Genomic DNA, 16,326 nt, shown 5'->3' with positions numbered 1-16,326 from the left:
CCTGCCCAAGCTGCACGCCGACGCTGGTCTGCCCCGCCCGGCTCGGGGTTGGAAGTGGGGAGCCCGGGAGGCGCCCACGGCCGGCCTCGACCGTGGGCTGCCTGGATCCTACCGCATCGCCTCGTCCATGCACCGCGCGTAGAACCCCGCCGGCAAGCCGTCGGGGAAGGCCAGGGCGAGCGCCTCGCGCTCGATCTGGTCCGCCTCGTCCGTCAAGTCGTCGGCCCTCTTCCGCAAGAGCAGGGCGTGCCAGCGAGCGAGGTTGGCGTCCTTCAGGAGCGCGGTCGCGCGCTTGCGCGACTCGTGCAAGCGCGCGTGATCCGGGTTCTGGTCCGTCGTGTCAGCCTGGTCAGTCATAGAGGCCTCCTACCCCCTATGGCACTCGTCGTCGAAACTAGGCAAGAAAAATCGAGTCGTTGTTGCTGCTGTAGTTAGAGGGTCATGACGAGGCCGCCGAGGAACCCGACGGCCAGGCAAAGGGCGCAGATCGTCCCCACGGCGTAGCGAGCCTCGCGCTCGGTCACAGGGGCCGCTCCTCGCGCAGGACGTAGGCGATCAGGCGGTCTTGCTGCCAGTGGACCTCGGCACGGACCTCGGCAGCGGAGGAGTCGCCCGGAGACGGGATGCGCGCGTTGACGGCTGTGTTGGCGGCGTTGGCCGCAGCGACGTCGGTGTTGCGGACGTAGGCGGCCTCTCCAGCGTATGCGGCGGCCCTGGCGGCGTAGTAGACGCGATCGGAGGAGACGAGAAGGTCGGAGGCGAGGACGGCACGCACGGCCCGTCGCGCCTCGTTCGCCGCGTCCGCGGATCGCTCACGGACCCACCGCCTAGCCGCCTCGATCGCGCTCCGCAGCAAGGCGTCGTTGCCGTGTCGCTGCACCCAGACCGACGTCACGCGCTCGGCGCAGTCGGCCGCGTAGGAGGCCGCGAGGCCGTCTCGATCCCCCAGGGCCCTCCCGACCAAGTAGATCGACCCCTCCCTGCCGAGGGCCAGGTTGAGATCGGTAGGGTCGGTGGGCGGCTCCAGGGCCCAGGCCCGCGCGTCGCCCAGGACGGCGGCAACGCGGACCTGCTCAGTCGTGACCTCGCCACGCCGGAGCCGCTCACGGAGGACGGCCACGGGGTCGCCGGCGCGCTCCGCGGCGCGCCGGCGCTCGTCGGCGGAGGGGTTCCTCGTGTGGCGGCTCACAAGGGGGCCACGATCAAGCGCCCGGAGATCCTTGCGCGCGGGAACACCTTCCGGACCTCGGGGAGGTAGAACTTCGTCAGCTTGAAGTTCTGCCAGCCCTTCGCGGTGGCCCGCGGACCCTTCTTGCGATCGTCCGGGCTGCCCTCATGGACCCAGAAGTAGGCCACGCCGCCGGGGGCCAGCGCCGAGCGCGCGGCGCGGATCACCTGAGCGCGGGACACCTTCTCGCGGATCACGTTCAGAACGTTGGAGCACAGGACCGCGTCCACGCCGGCGACGCCACGGTGGCGCGAGTCGACCCAGCGGGCGACGGCCTCGTTGTGGCCCGCGAGGCGGTTGAACGGGTCGTAGACGCGCGCGTCAACGCCATGCTCACCGAGGAACTCGACGCCCTTGTCGTATCGCCCGCCGCCCAGGTCCAGCGCGCGCATGCCGGGGGTGAGGAGGCCCTTCGCGACGAGGTGCTTGTGCAGCGCCGGAACCTGCGCGAGCGAGGTGCCCGCGCTGCCGATCTTCTGCTGCGGGGCGTAGACGTAGAACGGTGGGTTGGGCGGGTTGCTGACCACGGGGCCCCCTCCGATCGGGATCTCTCGCAGGACGTAGGCGATCAGTCTCGTCAGAAGCCACGGCGAGGCATAGGGGTCGTCTTCCCCCTCCTCCGCACCCGTTCCCGAGTCCGCCCGAGCCCACACCGCGCGTCGGACCGCCATGGCAGCGAGCCCTGCCGTGCGGCCGGCCCCGGCAGCGGACGCGACGTGTCGTGAGACCTCGTCGGCGGCAGCCATGGCGGTCTGGGCGGTGAGGGCCGCCGAAGCTGCGATCATCTCGTCAACGTAGGCGCCGTCGTCAGTCGCACGGAGGGCCGCAGCCGCAGCCGCGTTCATTGCGTCGCGCAAGGATTCGGCGGACACGCCTCGTCGATCACGCACCCACCGGCGCGCGAGGTCGATCGCGCGGCGCGGGCTCGCACCCGACGAGGTGGAGGAGAGCGGGAGGACCGATTCGGCAGCGTCTGCCGCGACCGACACGGCCAAGCCGTGCGGGTCTCGGAGCGCCCGGCCGACGAGGCGGATCCCGCCCACGTCGTCGACCACGTCGTGATCACGGCGACCCGGCTCCAGCGCCAGGGCCCGCTCGTCGCCCAGGGCGGCGGCGATCCGAACCTGCTCGGTCGTGACCTCGCCGCGCCGGAGCCGCTCGCGCAGCACGGCCACGGGGTCGCCACTGCGCTCCGCGGCTCGCCGGCGCTCGTCCGCGGAGGGGTTCGCCCGGGGAGGGCGCACCGGCGTCGGGCAGTAGGCCCAGGCGATCAAGGCCAGGTGCCGGCGCGTGGGGAGGCCCTCGGGCGTCGTCAGGGGCTCGCCGCTCTGCTCGACCTGGGCCATGTGCCGCGCCACGAACCCGTCGCGCCTGCGCCGCCAGGCCTCGCTCAGGCGGCGCGGGTCACCGCCGGCGCGGCGGTAGGCCGCGAGGAACCCCCGCGGCGAACGCGCGACCTCGGACACGCCCTGCTTCCGCATCAGCGGGAGCCAGCGGTCGATCTTGGCCAGGCTCAGGTAGGGGGGCGACCGGCGGGTCACGCCTTCGGCGCCTTCTTGTCGACGACCTTGAAGAAGCTCTTGCTCCGCGAGACGACGCGGAGCAACCCGCCCGGCGTCACGACCTCGGCGTTGAGGCCCTTGAACTCGGGGATCATGTCGCTCGACGCCTTGCGGAGCGACGTGACCGCGAACTCGGAGCACCAGAACTCATTCTTGTCGGCCAGCGGGTTGCCGAGGCGGATCTTGAGCCACCGCCACGAGAGGATCGGGACGACGTTCCAGATCATGCCGTCGTAGTCGTAGCCCGCGAGCGGCTTGCCGTCGCCGTCCTTCTTGGCGTAGGCGAAGACCTCGCTCGCGTCGCAGGCGATCTCCTGGCGAAGCTCGTAGACGTGGCGCAGCGTGCGTCCGCCCTTGAGGAACCCGGCCAGGTCGTCGATCTGCACGCCGCCGCGGTCCGCGTGAACGATCTCGGCGCCGATCTGCACCCCGACGTGGCTCACGGCCGAGCCCGTGATCCAGCGGATCGCTCCCGAGACGAAGCCCGAGGCGGACGTGAACAAGATCCTGGGCTGCATGACGCCTCCCGAAAGCACGACGCCGGGGACACCATGTCCCCGGCGGCGCGCTGGCTGGTTGGCCTGTCGATCCGGAGGGGCTACTGCGTGATCGAGTGGTTCTGCTCGATCACGACGCGCAGGTTGCCGCTCACGCCCGCGCCGCGGTTGTGCAGGCCGATCTGGAGGTTGCCGGCCGCGACCGCGATCGAGGCGACGTAGACGTCGGGCAGGATCGCCGCGCCGTTGTCCCCGTCGGCCTCGACGGTGATCAGGGCCTCGTCGCCGGCGACGTAGCCGCCGGGGCCGAAGCCGAACGAGGACGGGAGGGCCTGCTGGTTCGGGACCACCGCCTGGTTGGTCGAGAGCAGGGCGCTGTCCGCCGCCGCGCCCGTCGGGTCGAAGTTGCCCACGCGGGCCGCGAGGGTCACGCCCGTGAGGACGACCCGGTTCTTGAGCGAGCCGCGCGCCGCCGCAGGGGCGGCGAAGGCGGCGACACCACCGAACGCCATGAGAAGCTCCTGGGCCTGGGGCCCGACGAGGACGGGCCGGAAGGGCCCCTGGGTTGCGCCGGGATCGTTCCCAGCCGCGCCGTCGAGGATACCAAACGAACCGGGCTCGGAGCCTAGTTCAGGATCTGGCGGGCCTGGCGGATCGACACGTCGGGGTCAGCGGCGTCGTAGGGGGTGAAGTCCCACGTCACGGCGTCGAGCCCCGCGGGGGTCGTCGCCGCCTCGATCGCCGCCTCGATCCCGTAGTAGTAGGTCAGGACCGCGTCGACCCAGCCCAGGGCCTGGAGGATGTAGTTCACGCGGTTCGTGAGTCCGGCGGCGCGAGCCTCGGACAGGAGGACGGAGAGGGTCTGCTGCTGGTGGGGCGCGTAGTGCGAGTGAATGAACTCGCGGCAGGCGACCTCCCACTCGGCCTTCTTGGCAGCGATCAGCATGGGCATGCGGAGCGCGTCGACCGCGGCGCGCTCGCCGGCGTCCATGGCCAGCACGTCGTTGCCCTGGATCTTCCAGTAGTAGTCCGGCACGCCCTCGACCGCGGAGAGGTCGGGGTTGTGGATCCACTCGACCGGCGAGTAGTCGGGCGTGTTGACGCTGGTGAGCAGCATGAGGCTCGTGCGGTGGAGGACGGTGGCCATGGTGGCTCCGATCTTACCCTGCGCGCAGGGCGGTTCGCATGCGGCCCGAGAACCCGCCCGGGAGGGCGTCGAAGGTGTTGCCGGCGGCCACGACGGCGCCCGTGCGCCCGTTGCCGCTCCCGTCGATCGGCGCCGTGAACGCCGCGCCGGGGACGCCGTTCTCCATGACGTACTGGACCTCCAGGCCCTGGCGGACGTCGTCGTGCCCGCGGCCGAGGGCGATCGTCTCGACCTCGGACGGCGAGAGCACCCGGGAGTAGAGGCGCCAGTCGCTCGCGTAGCCCTGGAAGCCCTGGGTGAAGCCGACCGTGTTGTTCAGGATGTACTGCCCCGTGGTGGCCGCCACGTTGACGACCCCGGTGGGCGGGGTCGTGGCGACGACGGCCTGCTCGACGCCGTCGACGTACATCCGCGGGAGGTTGAGGACGCTGCCCGAGTCGTAGCTGCACGCGAAGTGCGACGTGACGCCGAGGGGGTTGAGCGCCGCCGGTGCCGCGAACGTCGCGCCCGTCGTCCACGGGAAGAACAGCCGCATGGGGATCCCGGTCTGCACCGAGAACGTGATCCCGTTCTTGCGGAAGATCCGGACGTTGTTCGTGCCGGACGTGATCTTGTGCAGCCACACGCAGCAGGTGAACTGCGGGTAGAAGGTCGCGAAGGCCCCCGTCGTGACAGCCTGGTTGTTCGCGGACGTGCGCCAGGCCACTAGACCACCGCGACGGTCAACTGCCAGAGCACCCAGTCGCCGACGAGCGTGTCGCCCGCGGCGGCCGAGGCCCGGCAGAACTCGATCAGGCAGCCCTCGCCGGCCGCGAGGCCGAGGGCGGCCAGGGTCAGCGTCTGGGAGTCGTACTGCCAGAGGGTGCTCGTGGGCACCGCGAGGGTCGTGAGGTCGAGACCAGCCGACCACGCCGGCACGGCGACGTTGTCGGGCGTGCGGCGCGTGTAGACCCTGGGCACGACGCCCTGCGGGGCGCCGGGGGCGGTCTGGGCGCGCCAGGCCATGTCGAAGCGCAGCGACGCCGCGCCGGCCGGCACGAAGAAGGGGATCCCGACGCCCTCGATCGCCGTGTCGTCGAAGCGCCGCACGATCAGGGCCGGGTTGATCGAGTCCACCGCGGCGGCGGCAGCCGCGTTGACGGCCCAGTCGGCGTTGTTCGGGTTCTGGAACTGGTCGCCGGTGAACGTCGTGGCGTTGCCGGCCGGGCCCGCGGGGCCGGGGATCGCCGGAACCGAAACCGAGAGGATCGGGGGCATGGCCCTATCCTACTCGGTGAATCGCCGTCGCCGCTCCGACTACGGCGGCGTCGCCACAGGCTCCCACAACTGGTAGTACACCACGACGCCGGCGTCGGCCGCCCCGGCCGAGGACGCGATCGTGAAGCTCGCGCCGACCGCGCGCGCCGACTGGTAGATCGTCCCCGTGGGCGCGGGCCCGGTGTCTTGCACCGTGAGCAGGAACTTCGTCGTGGCCGAGACCCTCGTGTTCGCGACGACGACGTTGCCGCCGGCGCCGATCGTGGCCACGCCGGCGAAGCTGTTCGCCGTCTCGCGCCCGTGGAGGATCGCCTCGCTGTCGACGAGGAACGCCTGGCGGTGGCCGTTGATCGGCCCCGCCAGCGGCGTGAGGCGGACCTCAAAGTCCGTGGCCAGGTAGTTGGCGCCGACGCCGCCCGTCGGGACGTTGATCCCGAGCCAGCCCGCGAGCGGCACGCTGGCGTTGTCGGCCGGCACGCCGATCGCCGTGGCCCGCCACAGCACGTCGCCCGCGCTGCACGACACGAGGTCGCCGACGTTCGTCCCGCGGCTCTTGAACCCGGTGATCCCCGGCACGCCGGCGTTGTTGCCGAACTGGTTCATGCGGCAGGAGCCGCGGTTGGCCGTCGTGGACGAGAACTGGAGCCCGGCGTTCGACAGGAACGAGGCGCTCTGGTTGAAGAACGCCTGGAAGGTGCTGGTCGTGCCCGTCGCGGTGCCGAAGCGCACGGCGGAGGCGTTCGTCGTGCCGATCTGGAGGACGGTCGCGGCGACCGCGGCGTCGAGCGCGTGCGTCGCGGCGATCAGGACGTCGCGCGTGAGCGCGACGTTGCCGGCGACGAGGACGGCGTCGAGGTCGGGCGTGGCCGGGGGCGGGCCGCCCCCAGACGGGGCGCTGAACGAGAGGATCGGGGGCATGGTCCTATCCTATCCGGCGACCGACCTACTCTGTGGCCGACCTACTCGTAGTCCCTCTCGACCGCCAGACCCTCGGAGACGAGGACGTCCCCGACGGAGCGCCAGCCGTTGTCGCCCGCCACGAGCACCACCGCGAGCCAGCGCCCGAACTTCTCGGTGCTGCCGGCAGCCTTGATCGAGCGCAGCCGCACGAGCTTGCCGTTCGGCAAGAGCGCCATGAGCCGCGCCTTCGCCGCGAGGCCCGCCACGCGCTCGGCCGTGCGGTTGGTCTCGGGCGCGTTGATCCCCTTGAGGGCGGCGTTGAGGAGCCGCACGCGGACGCGGCGGTAGACCTCGAAACCGAGGTCGATCGTGAGGTCGACGGTGTCCCCGTCGACGACCTTGATCACGAGCCCCTCGCGCCACAGGGTCAGGAAGGGGGTGCAGGCCTCGTCGGAGACCTCGGACAAGGGCGCGGGATCGCTCACGGGGCCTCCTGGCGGACCTTCAACTGCCCGAGCGTCAGCATGACGCTCGTGGACGAGATCGTCGTGTCCCCGACGTGCTTGGCCGGGGGCTCGGTCAGGGCCGTGGCCAGGACGGCCTCCAGCACCTCTGCCGGGGTGCCGGAGAAGCCCGAGCGCGCGAGCGCCTTCACGCAGCGCGCCCAGACCTTGTCGTCGACCTCGACCGTGAACTTCATCAGGCCGAGAACGTCGGGGCGATCAAGGGCAGCGGCAGCGCCGTGATCACCGCGATCCCGGCCACGGGGAACGACGCCGGCAGCGCCGCGTAGGCGAACGCGACCGACCAGCCGTAGCCGAGCGTCGTGCCGAGCGTCGCGGCGTAGCCGAGGATCGGCCACGCCGCCGCGAGGCTCTGGACGCGGCAGGTGACGGACACGTCGTTGACGATCGCCAGCCAGTAGAGGGCGTCGCGGTCGAGCACGATCGGCGTCCCGAACGTGAACGTCTTGAGCCCGGCCGCCGCCGTCGAGATCGACGCGCTCCCGGCGAGCAGCGTGCCGGGGCGGAGATCGGTCGTGGACGTGTTCGTGTAGATACCGAGCCGCAAGTTGCCGGCGACGCCGGTCGTAACCGCGGCGTTGATCGTCGCGATCGTCCCGCCCCGAGGCGACGTGAACGGGATCGCGCGCAGGACGTTGGCCGTGTGCGCGGACGTCGCCGGCGCCGTGCCGGCCACCGTGCCGCTGTAGAGGCGCGAGATACCGCCCGCGCCGGAGGTGTGCCGGAAGAACTCGGTCTCGCGCCCGAGGGCCGTCAGGAGCGATCCGTTGATCGGCGGGAGGATCCCGTCGGGGTTGAGCGTGACGGTCGCGCCGGGCCCGCTCGGGGTGCTCGGGAGGACGGCCATGGCTACTCCGCCGCCGCGCAGTAGAGCGCGGCGCTCTGGGGCTGCGTGGTCGCGCCCGCCGTGGCCGGCAGCGTGAAGACGCCGGGGTTCTCCTCGCGACGGTTGACCGAGTTGGCCCGGAACACGTCGGAGATCAGGAAGCTCATGGCGGCGTTGTTGGCCTGGATCGCGAGCCAGTACCAGCCGGTCGTCGGGACCGAGTAGGAAGCGGACAAGGCCACGCTCCGCACGCCGGTGAAGGCCGCCGGCGGGGTGTCCGCCGCGGTGTTGGCCACGCGGTTGTTCGGCGTGCCGGAGTCGCTCGTCGGCGTGGCCTGGTCGTAGATCCCGAACTGGATCTGCCGCACGCCGTCGGCGCCGGCGGTGACGAACGTCCGCATGGTCGCGATCGTTCGCCCGGCGAAGAGCCACACGCGGGTGTACTGGACCTCGTTGGCCGCCTGGGGTGAGCCGCTGCTCCGGTACTCGGTGTTGAACTGCCCGAAGCTGTAGACGTTCGCGTCGTCGAGGCGCAGGCTGACGACCTGGGCGGTCGTGGCGCCGTTCAGCGCCCCGTCGACCTGAAGGTCGCCGGGGACGTAGCCCGTGTCGCCCGTCCCAAGCTGCTGGGTCGCACCACGCGAGGGTGACGCGCGGAGGATCCGCTCCAAGGCCATGGCACCGCCCCTTGCCGACCAGGCCGGCCACGCCGACCGGATCCGATCTTACTACAGGAGCACGCCGTAGACGTAGGCCACCACGTTGAAGGTCGTGGCCAGGGCCGGGGTCGGGATCCCGAGGACGAGGGCCGTGCCGGCCGGCAGCACCGGGGCGTTGCCCACGACGTCGAAGTTCCAGACGCGGTTCGCGGCCATGCCCGAGACGGTCTGCTGGAAGACGACGTCGCCGGCCTCGGAGGTCACGTTCACGACGGGGTCAGCCGTCAAGCCGACGACGTTCGTGGCTCGCACGACGACCGAGAGCAGCATGAGGCTGCGCCCGGTCGGCACCGTGAACAGCCCCCGGGCCGAGAGCAGGGGGGCCGTGTAGGACGAGGCGGCGATCGAGAACGTCGCCGTGGTCGCGAGCGGGAAGCCCGCGTCGTAGAGGCCGCGCTTCATGGCGGCGGCCGACGGACCGTCCTTCACCAGGGCCGGGGAGAGCGTCGGCGCCGGCGTCTGAACGAAGTCGCACAACTCGTCGGAGATTGCCGAGAGGCGACTCCCGCGAATGAAGTCCGCCGTCTCGTCGGAGATCGCCGAGAGGCGGTTGCCGCGAATGAAGTCCGAGGTCTCGTCCGACAGCGCGGAGAGCTTGGCCATGGGCTACTCCTGATCTTCCGTGGTCGTCGGTCGTCTTTGGCCGTCGACTACGTATAGACCTCGGCCACGAGCTTGCGCCGCTGACCCGGCGCAAAACCGGCCGCCTGGAGGTTGACCGTGACCTGAAAGGTCGTCGTGCCGTTGTCGGCCGCGTCGAGGCCCGTGATCGAGTTGCCCGAGATCGACCCGGCCGACGGGTTGCTCAGGCCGACCGGCGTGATTGCGAACTCGTCCAGCGCCGTCCCGACCCAGAAGCGCACGTTCACGGAGTCGACCGAGGGGTTGGGGCTGTAGAGCTTGAACGACCACCGCTCGCCGCCGGACGTCGGCGTGCGCGCGGTCATCTCGATCTTCCGCTCGCCCGTGTTCTGGAAGCTCGACCCCTGCGAGCGCATGTCGCCGGCAGTGCGGTCGAAGACGCTGCCGCCGGTCGAGTCGACCGTCATGGCCGAGCCGCCGCCGTTCCAGAGGTAGAGCGTCCGCGAACCGGCGGTCGAGGCGTTGGGCGTGTACCAGACGTAGCGGGTCGGGTAGACTCCGGGGGTCAACTCCTGATCGGCCCACGGCTGAAGGCTCGTGTTGGCACTCGACACCCCCGACTGAATCGCCAGCGGCACGGGCGTGTTGTCGAGCGTCCACGAGGAGAGATTCGACCCGGCGCTCTTGTGCGCGCGCCAGCCCTGGCTCGTCCCGTGCCACCAGAAGACCCAGAGATCGTTTCCGTCCGGCATGAACATGCCGAAGCCGCCCGAGGGCCCGACGCCGCTCGCGATCGTCGCCAGGTTGACCCATGAGCCACCGGTGAACTCGGCGACGCGCCGCAGGTTGCCTCCGGCCGAGTCGCTGAAGACGGCCAGCAGTCGATCGTTGAACACGCCGAGGCCGATAGACTGGCAGTTGCCGCCGTTGATGGCGTTGGTGGCCCAGGTGTTGGTCCCCGGCGTGAAGGTCGACGTGCTGGCGGCGTTGCCAGCGCACCAGATCCCGCCGCGCCACACGACGACGCTGTTGAGGAGCGCACTCACCGATCCGCCGAACGGCCCGCTCCACGTCGCGCCGTACGTCGTGCTGGTATAGGCGTAGGCGTAGAAGAACGGGAAGCCGTTCTCCACGATCAGCGCGGTGAGATAGAGCGTCCCGTTGACGTAGACCGGAACGGGCCCAGTGAGGCGCGAGGCCCAGACCCCAATACCGCCGGTGAGGACGTTCGCATACGTCGCTCCACCGTCGGTGGTGCGCCAGATACCGACCGCGCCGGAGGGGGCCAAGCCGACGACCACGAACGTGTGATAGCCCTGCCCTGCGTCCCCACGGAAGCACCCGGCCCCGTAAGACATGAGCCCGTCAGCGTTGAAGAGCGCCTGGCAGGCGAAGGTGCCGGCTCCGACGTTGGCCGGCGACGCCCCCGAGTAGCGCAGGACGCGCGACGGGTTCGTGTTGCCAAGCTGGGCCAGCATGGGACTGGGCATGGGCTAGCTCTCCGGCAGCGTCGTCACGGTGGTAATCAGGAACGATCCATGAAGCTCGGGGATCTGGACGACGTCCCCGGCGACGATCTCGCTCGCCGGCTTCTGCGTCCCATTGACGTAGAGCAGCCGGTTCTCCGCGTCCTCCAGGCCCGCCATGCCGTCGGCCCACTCCAGCTTGATCTTCACGGCGTCACCAACGTCCCGTAGAGGTAGACCGTCGCGATCAGCGACGTGCCCGTGGCCGGCGTGTCGACCTCCAGGCGCAGGAGGTCGGCGGCGACACCGACACGCGCCTGGGCCACGAGGGGCAGCGCCCAGTAGAGGCTCGTGCTCGTCAGGCCCGTGAGCGCGATCGGGAAGACCACGTCGTCGTAGGTGCCGTTGATCCCGACGCTCACGGTGGGCGCCGTGGCCACGGCGACCGCCGCGCTCGGCTTGACGAGGATCCGCTGCCACAGGGCGACGAGGCCCGTCGGCACCGTGTAGAGCGTCGTCACCGCGGCGGTCTTGAGGTCGACGCCTGTGATCTCCGCGAGGAGGTGTGGGATCGACGTGTCGCGCCTTGGATAGGCGCGGTTCGCGACCTGCGTGAGAGGGACGGCCATGGCTACGCCGCCTGCTTGAAGTCAGCGTTGATCATGGCGTCGCGTCGCCCCAGATATACACGTCGCCGGTCGCGGCGACCCCCTGCGGCGTCGTGAGCGAGAAGTACCACGGGGTGCCCGCGGGGAGCGTGAACACGTCGGTGCCCGTCGAGGCGTCGAGCGTCAGGTCGAGGAACTTGTTGCTGGCCGTCAAGGCGGCGTAAGTCTGCGCCGCCGGAACGATCGCCGTTCCGGTCTTGCCGGCACCGGTGTAGATGCCGCCGGCCGCCGTCGTGAGGGACACCGTCGCGTTGGCCGCGACGACGCGGCGGACGATGAACCGGCTCGCGTTCAGATAGAGCGGCTGGTCGGCCGTCGAGTTGAAGTCGACGTTGCGGAAGACGAACAGGCTTGGGTCGCTGTCGAAGACCCGAATGCCCAAGACCCCGGCCTGAATGACCGTCCACACCCCGGTGTAGGACGTCGCCTTCCAGTTCGTGCCGTCAGCGACCAACTCGACGAAGGATCCGACCCCAAGCGACGAGGCCAGCGTCCCATTGGCGGGAGTGACGTAGCCGCCCAAGCGGATCGTCGCACCGGAGACCGCGACGGCGCTCGACCCGCCGACGTGGTCGGAGTAGATCCGCACCCGGAAGCCGTTCGTCGGCGACGGGAGCGTGAAGGTCACGGGCGAGGCCCCGGCCCCCGTCGTGACGAACGTCTTGCCGTTGTCCGTGGCCCCGATCACCACGCTCGTCGTCTGCACGACGACCGCAGGGGTCGCCAGCGCCAGGACCACCTCGTTGTTGGGGACGCTGTCGCTCGTCGAGGTCAGCACGCCGCCCACGTCCCCGACGACGTTCAGACGAGGACGCGGTCCGACGGACGCTCCGCTGTTCGCACGAAGGAGGAGGGGGGCCCCGCCGCCCCCCAGGGTGTCCCCGGCGCCGGCCAGCTTGGTCTGGCCGGTGACGCTGTCGACACCGAGGGGGACGATCGTGGCCATGGTCTACTCCGCCGCCGCTCGGGCCGCTACTCGTTGAAGGGCTGGAGGAAGAAGGAGGTCGAGCCGTCCTCGGCCTCCTCGGGGCGCATCGAGTACTTCTCGGGGAACTTGTACCGCTCCTTGAGGGCCTGGCTGTCCTGATCCTCGACCATGGCCTGGAGCGTGGCGATCTCGGCCGCCTGCCGGGCCACGACGGCCTGGAGGTCCGCGAGCGCCTTGCTGCGCGACGCCATGATCTGGCGGGCCTGCATGAGCTTCGCGGCGAGGATCTCCTCGCCGTTGAGCTTCCTCTTCGTGTTCGACGGGGCGGGGGCCGCCCCGTTCTTGCCGTTCTTGTCCATGTCTGCCTCCTTCAAGGGCGCCGGATCCTACCATGGACAAGGCCCAGGGGCCGCCGGTCGGCCCCTGGGCGCGTTCAGGCCTACTACAGGACGATCTTGCCGCCCCACTGGATCTGGATCTGGGCGACGAGGTTGGCGCCGCCGTCGTAGGGGCTGCCGCCACCGATCGGGGTGAGCGACTTCACGAAGCCGACGCTCTGGATCACGTTGCCCGTCGTGAAGGCCGACACGTCGTCGGTGACCGAGCCCGCCGTGAGCGACAGGAACACCTCGTCGCCGGGGGTCAGGGTCAGGCCCGCGACGAAGCGCGCGTCGGCGCGGCCCTCGACGGCGATCTGGCCCGACGCGGCGGACGCGATCCCCGCCGCCGGCTGGACGAACCCGATCGGGCGGGCCAGGGCGTTGTCGGCCGTGGCGACCGCGAGGTCGACGCTGTCCGTGGCCGAGATGTAGGTGACCTGGCCGAGCGTGATCGTGCCGGCGTTGGCGTTCGTGTAGGCGACCTCGACCGAGTCGGTCGAGGCGGTGGCCGTGGCCAGGGCGTTGAGGGCCCCGACGATCGAGGTGACGCCAGAGAAGACCGTGCCGGAGAGGGTCGTGTTGCCGGCGTCGTTGTAGGTCAGCGTCGCGCCGCGGGCGCCGAGGGTCAGGTCGCTCGCCGCACCGGCCGTGAGGCTGGCGGTCGTCGTGGCCCCGATCGTGGTCGACGTGGTCGACGTGATCGAGACCGCCGTGCCGGCGGTGATCGAGACGTTGCTGGCCAGGGCCTGGATCAGGATCGTGTTCGTCGTCGCCGTCGCGGTGATCCCCGACGAGGCCGTGAGCAGGACGTTCGCCGTGGTGGACGTGATGTTCGTGGTCAGCGCGCCGGAGAGGGTCGCGCTGCCGGCCGTGGCCGTCAGGTCGGCGTTGCCGGTCGTCGCCGTGGCGCTGACGCCCGTGCCGCCCGTGATCGAGGTCGTGGTGCCGCTGGTGATCGAGACGAGCCCGGCGGTCGCGGACACGCCGGCCGCGCCGGCCGTGGCCGTGATCGTGGCGTTGCCCGTCGTCGCCGTGGCGCTGAAGCCCGTCGCGCCCGTGGCGAGCACCTGGCCCGCGGCCGAGGACACCGTCGTGTTGCCGGAGACGCTCGTGCAGGTCAGGCCCGCCGAGCCGCTGACCGTGTTCGTCGTGATCGTGACGGTCGTGCCGACGACGACCTGGGTGCCGACGTAGATCGTGTCGGGGCGGTCCGCAACGGTCGTCGTGCCGATGTTGTTCGGCGTGCCGGCGAGGTTGATCAGGTCGCCGTTGCTGTCGACGGCCCAGGCCGCGGTGCCGTTCGTCGTGAGGGTGATCGAGTTGGCGCCCGTGGCGACGAGGGCCAGGGCGGCGGCCGTGGCCTGCACCGTCAGCCCCGCGTCGGCCACGATGTTCGTGCCGCCGACCAGCAGGTTGTTGACCTTCCAGTTGGCGAAGGACGTGACCGACGCCGGGTTCGTCGAGGCGTCGCCGAAGCCGACCTCGCCGCGGTTCGCCGTGTCGTTCCACATGCACAGGAAGTCGTTGCCGGCGCCGTTCGCCTGGCTGACGGCGAAGCCGCCCGAGATGTTGCCGCCGCCGCCGACGGCCGACGTGATGAACCGGTCGGCCACGTCGAGCGTGGTCGAGTTGATCGTCGTCGTCGTGCCGTTGACCGTGAGGTTCTGCGTCACGGTGAGCGATCCGCCGACGATCGTCGAGGAGTTCAGGCCGCCGACGTTCAGCGTGTCGCCGGCGCCCATGCCCGTGCCGACGTTGACCGCGGTGAGCGCCGCGCCGGTGAACAGGTTGCCGGTCGTCAGGCCGGTGCCCGTGCCGAGGTTGACGGTCGTGGCCGCCGCGTCCGCCCACAGGGAGCGGGTCGCGACGGTGCCCTCGATCTGGGCGAGGACGGCCTGGTCGGTCGTCTCGTTGATCGTGCGGAAGTAGCTGGTACCCGCGACGCGGGTGAAGACGCTGACCTGAGCCATGGATCGCTCCTGTGAGTGGTGGCGCCGCTAGGCGCGGTGTGTGGTTTTGGCCGACGCCTAGACGCGCGGCCGAATGATCTCGTCGGGCAGGACGACGTTCACCGGGCAGAACACCGTGACCTCGTTCAAGGTCGCGGCGGGAGCGTAGCGGTTCGGCACGCCGAGCCACGCCTCCTGCGTGATCGGGGCGACGAGCGCCACCTTCCACGAGCGGTTGTCCGAGTAGGCCGTCACGGTGCCGGCGCGCCAGGGGCGCGTCTCCGCCGGACGAACGTCGACGAGAGAGCCGACGGGGAAGGGGTTCACGAAGGCGGGCATGCCGATCCCCCTACAGGACGATCAGGGTCTGGGAGAGGTCGACGGACAGGTCGGTCGCCGAGGCGGCGATCCCCACGACCTGCACGACGTTGCCGGGAGCCGACGGGTAGGCCGGGTTGACCGTGTCGGTCTCGGCGACGATCGAGCCGGCGGTCGTGCCGAGGATGTACGCGGCGCCGGGCGTCAGGCCGACGAACCCGGTCAGGGTGCCGATCAGGACGACCTGGGCCTGGCCCACGACGGGCGTGTCCACGGCGAGCACGAGCCCCACGACGCGGCCCGTGGAGTAGGCCGAGGCCGAGGCGCGCTGCACGTTGCCGGCGCCGTCCTGATAGACGGCGTCGCCGACGGACAGCAGGCCCGAGTAGGGGCGCGTGACCACGGTCGAGCCCGCAGCGGCGCCGGAGATCAGCACCCAGTCGAGGTTCGTGATCCCGCCCTGAAGCTGCCAGGTCTCCTGCGTGGCCTGGACGTAGGCGGTCATGCCCTCGGCGCGCAGCCCGGCCGGGATCGCGTCGCGCGACACGATCGTGTCGAGGAGCTTCGGGGCGCCGACGATGCACGAGGTCCGCATCGACGGGAACGACCCGAAGGGCGGGGTGGACAGCGGCGCGACCGCCGCGGGGACCGCGACGTCGCCGAGGCCGCTGTCGTAGTACGGAGGCCCGTCGAGGTTCGCCATGGCTAGCTCACCACCGTCAGGACGCTGACCGCGGTCAGGAGGTTGACCGTGCGCCACACGCGGTAGTTCTGCGTCGGAGCGCCGGCCGTGTTCGCCGTGATCGAGATCGGGCTGCCGGCCATCTCGACCCACCCGCCGGGGAACGGGGGCGGCGTCTGGAACGACAGCGGCGTCGCGTTGCCGAACGAGGCCGGCCAGGCGTAGTAGACGTACTGCGCCGTGGGCGAGGTCGTGAACGATCGCGGGTAGCTCGACGCGAGGGCCGAGCCGGCCAAGGCCTCGATCTGGGCCTCGGTGAGCGTCGCCAGCGCCGACACGCCGAAGAAGACGCGCGGGAGCCAGGTGTAGACGACGTTGCTCACGGCGGGCGGCCCGCCGTCGTTCGCCGTGAGCGTGAACGTGACCGTCTGGCCGTTGCCGTTCTTCTGGTAGGTGAACGGGCGCGTGATCGGGTTCGGGACGGCGAGGACGTTCTGCGGCGGGTTGCCCTCGGTGTCCGAGATCGACGCCGCGACCGGCACGCCCGAGTAGGAGGCGTTGAAGGTCGGGTTGATCAACTGCGCGCCGATCTCCAGCGGCGTGGCCGGGATCCCGGTCAGCGTGCAGGAGAAGCTCGGAGGCGCGCCGCCGCCCAGCACGCCGGAGATCCGCAGGATCGGGGGCATGGGCGCT

At 70.9% G+C, this 16,326-nt stretch carries 23 protein-coding genes; all 23 read right to left on the bottom strand.

Annotated features, from left to right (window positions below; all coding sequences use genetic code 11):
- Positions 1–108: 108 nt before the first annotated feature.
- A complete protein-coding gene (locus tag IT371_30765; protein ID MCC6752075.1) occupies positions 109–357 on the bottom strand; it encodes a hypothetical protein in 249 nt (82 codons plus the stop codon).
- Positions 358–520: 163 nt separating this feature from the next.
- Positions 521–1,189: a hypothetical protein gene (locus IT371_30760; protein MCC6752074.1), complete on the bottom strand. Its 669-nt coding sequence runs from the start codon at positions 1,187–1,189 to the stop codon at positions 521–523.
- Entirely contained in the window at positions 1,186–2,769 is a 1,584-nt protein-coding gene (locus IT371_30755) for a hypothetical protein (GenBank protein ID MCC6752073.1), read from the bottom strand. The genes IT371_30760 and IT371_30755 overlap by 4 nt, the downstream gene beginning before the upstream one ends.
- Positions 2,766–3,308 carry a hypothetical protein gene (locus tag IT371_30750; GenBank protein MCC6752072.1) on the bottom strand — a complete coding sequence of 181 codons (543 nt, stop codon included), beginning with the start codon at positions 3,306–3,308 and terminating at the stop codon, positions 2,766–2,768. The genes IT371_30755 and IT371_30750 overlap by 4 nt, the downstream gene beginning before the upstream one ends.
- A gap of 80 nt (positions 3,309–3,388) precedes the next feature.
- The gene (locus IT371_30745; GenBank protein MCC6752071.1) at positions 3,389–3,799 is read right to left on the bottom strand and encodes a hypothetical protein; all 411 of its coding nucleotides are present in this window, start codon (positions 3,797–3,799) and stop codon (positions 3,389–3,391) included.
- 113 nt (positions 3,800–3,912) lie between these two features.
- Positions 3,913–4,434, bottom strand: coding sequence for a hypothetical protein (locus IT371_30740; protein ID MCC6752070.1), 522 nt, complete (start codon positions 4,432–4,434; stop codon positions 3,913–3,915).
- Positions 4,435–4,447: 13 nt separating this feature from the next.
- Complete coding sequence (locus IT371_30735; protein MCC6752069.1) at positions 4,448–5,140, bottom strand: LamG domain-containing protein; 693 nt, start codon at positions 5,138–5,140, stop codon at positions 4,448–4,450.
- On the bottom strand, positions 5,140–5,691 hold the full coding sequence (locus IT371_30730) for a hypothetical protein (GenBank protein MCC6752068.1): 552 nt from the start codon (positions 5,689–5,691) through the stop codon (positions 5,140–5,142). Before IT371_30730 ends, IT371_30735 begins: the two co-directional genes overlap by 1 nt.
- 39 nt (positions 5,692–5,730) lie before the next feature.
- Positions 5,731–6,609 carry a hypothetical protein gene (locus IT371_30725; protein ID MCC6752067.1) on the bottom strand — a complete coding sequence of 293 codons (879 nt, stop codon included), beginning with the start codon at positions 6,607–6,609 and terminating at the stop codon, positions 5,731–5,733.
- Positions 6,610–6,650: 41 nt separating this feature from the next.
- A complete protein-coding gene (locus IT371_30720) occupies positions 6,651–7,076 on the bottom strand; it encodes a thermonuclease family protein (protein MCC6752066.1) in 426 nt (141 codons plus the stop codon).
- Positions 7,073–7,291, bottom strand: coding sequence for a hypothetical protein (locus tag IT371_30715; protein ID MCC6752065.1), 219 nt, complete (start codon positions 7,289–7,291; stop codon positions 7,073–7,075). The genes IT371_30720 and IT371_30715 overlap by 4 nt, the downstream gene beginning before the upstream one ends.
- Positions 7,291–7,962, bottom strand: a complete 672-nt coding sequence (locus IT371_30710) for a hypothetical protein (GenBank protein MCC6752064.1) — start codon at positions 7,960–7,962, stop codon at positions 7,291–7,293. The genes IT371_30715 and IT371_30710 overlap by 1 nt, the downstream gene beginning before the upstream one ends.
- 2 nt (positions 7,963–7,964) lie before the next feature.
- Positions 7,965–8,618, bottom strand: a complete 654-nt coding sequence (locus tag IT371_30705) for a hypothetical protein (protein ID MCC6752063.1) — start codon at positions 8,616–8,618, stop codon at positions 7,965–7,967.
- Between the two features lie 51 nt (positions 8,619–8,669).
- On the bottom strand, positions 8,670–9,263 hold the full coding sequence (locus IT371_30700; GenBank protein MCC6752062.1) for a hypothetical protein: 594 nt from the start codon (positions 9,261–9,263) through the stop codon (positions 8,670–8,672).
- 47 nt (positions 9,264–9,310) lie between these two features.
- Positions 9,311–10,732: a hypothetical protein gene (locus IT371_30695; protein ID MCC6752061.1), complete on the bottom strand. Its 1,422-nt coding sequence runs from the start codon at positions 10,730–10,732 to the stop codon at positions 9,311–9,313.
- 3 nt (positions 10,733–10,735) lie between these two features.
- A complete protein-coding gene (locus tag IT371_30690) occupies positions 10,736–10,918 on the bottom strand; it encodes a hypothetical protein (protein MCC6752060.1) in 183 nt (60 codons plus the stop codon).
- Complete coding sequence (locus IT371_30685; protein ID MCC6752059.1) at positions 10,915–11,337, bottom strand: hypothetical protein; 423 nt, start codon at positions 11,335–11,337, stop codon at positions 10,915–10,917. The genes IT371_30690 and IT371_30685 overlap by 4 nt, the downstream gene beginning before the upstream one ends.
- Positions 11,338–11,368: 31 nt before the next feature.
- Positions 11,369–12,322, bottom strand: a complete 954-nt coding sequence (locus IT371_30680; GenBank protein ID MCC6752058.1) for a hypothetical protein — start codon at positions 12,320–12,322, stop codon at positions 11,369–11,371.
- 26 nt (positions 12,323–12,348) lie between these two features.
- Positions 12,349–12,663, bottom strand: coding sequence for a hypothetical protein (locus IT371_30675; GenBank protein ID MCC6752057.1), 315 nt, complete (start codon positions 12,661–12,663; stop codon positions 12,349–12,351).
- Between the two features lie 83 nt (positions 12,664–12,746).
- On the bottom strand, positions 12,747–14,654 hold the full coding sequence (locus tag IT371_30670) for a hypothetical protein (protein MCC6752056.1): 1,908 nt from the start codon (positions 14,652–14,654) through the stop codon (positions 12,747–12,749).
- A gap of 57 nt (positions 14,655–14,711) precedes the next feature.
- Positions 14,712–14,972, bottom strand: a complete 261-nt coding sequence (locus IT371_30665) for a hypothetical protein (protein MCC6752055.1) — start codon at positions 14,970–14,972, stop codon at positions 14,712–14,714.
- Positions 14,973–14,982: 10 nt separating this feature from the next.
- Positions 14,983–15,654, bottom strand: coding sequence for a hypothetical protein (locus IT371_30660; GenBank protein MCC6752054.1), 672 nt, complete (start codon positions 15,652–15,654; stop codon positions 14,983–14,985).
- Between the two features lie 2 nt (positions 15,655–15,656).
- Positions 15,657–16,319, bottom strand: coding sequence for a hypothetical protein (locus tag IT371_30655; protein ID MCC6752053.1), 663 nt, complete (start codon positions 16,317–16,319; stop codon positions 15,657–15,659).
- Positions 16,320–16,326 lie beyond the last annotated feature (7 nt).

Source organism: Deltaproteobacteria bacterium (assembly GCA_020848905.1).
GTDB lineage: Bacteria > Myxococcota_A > Polyangia.
This window is presented reverse-complemented; position numbering and strand designations above follow the sequence as displayed.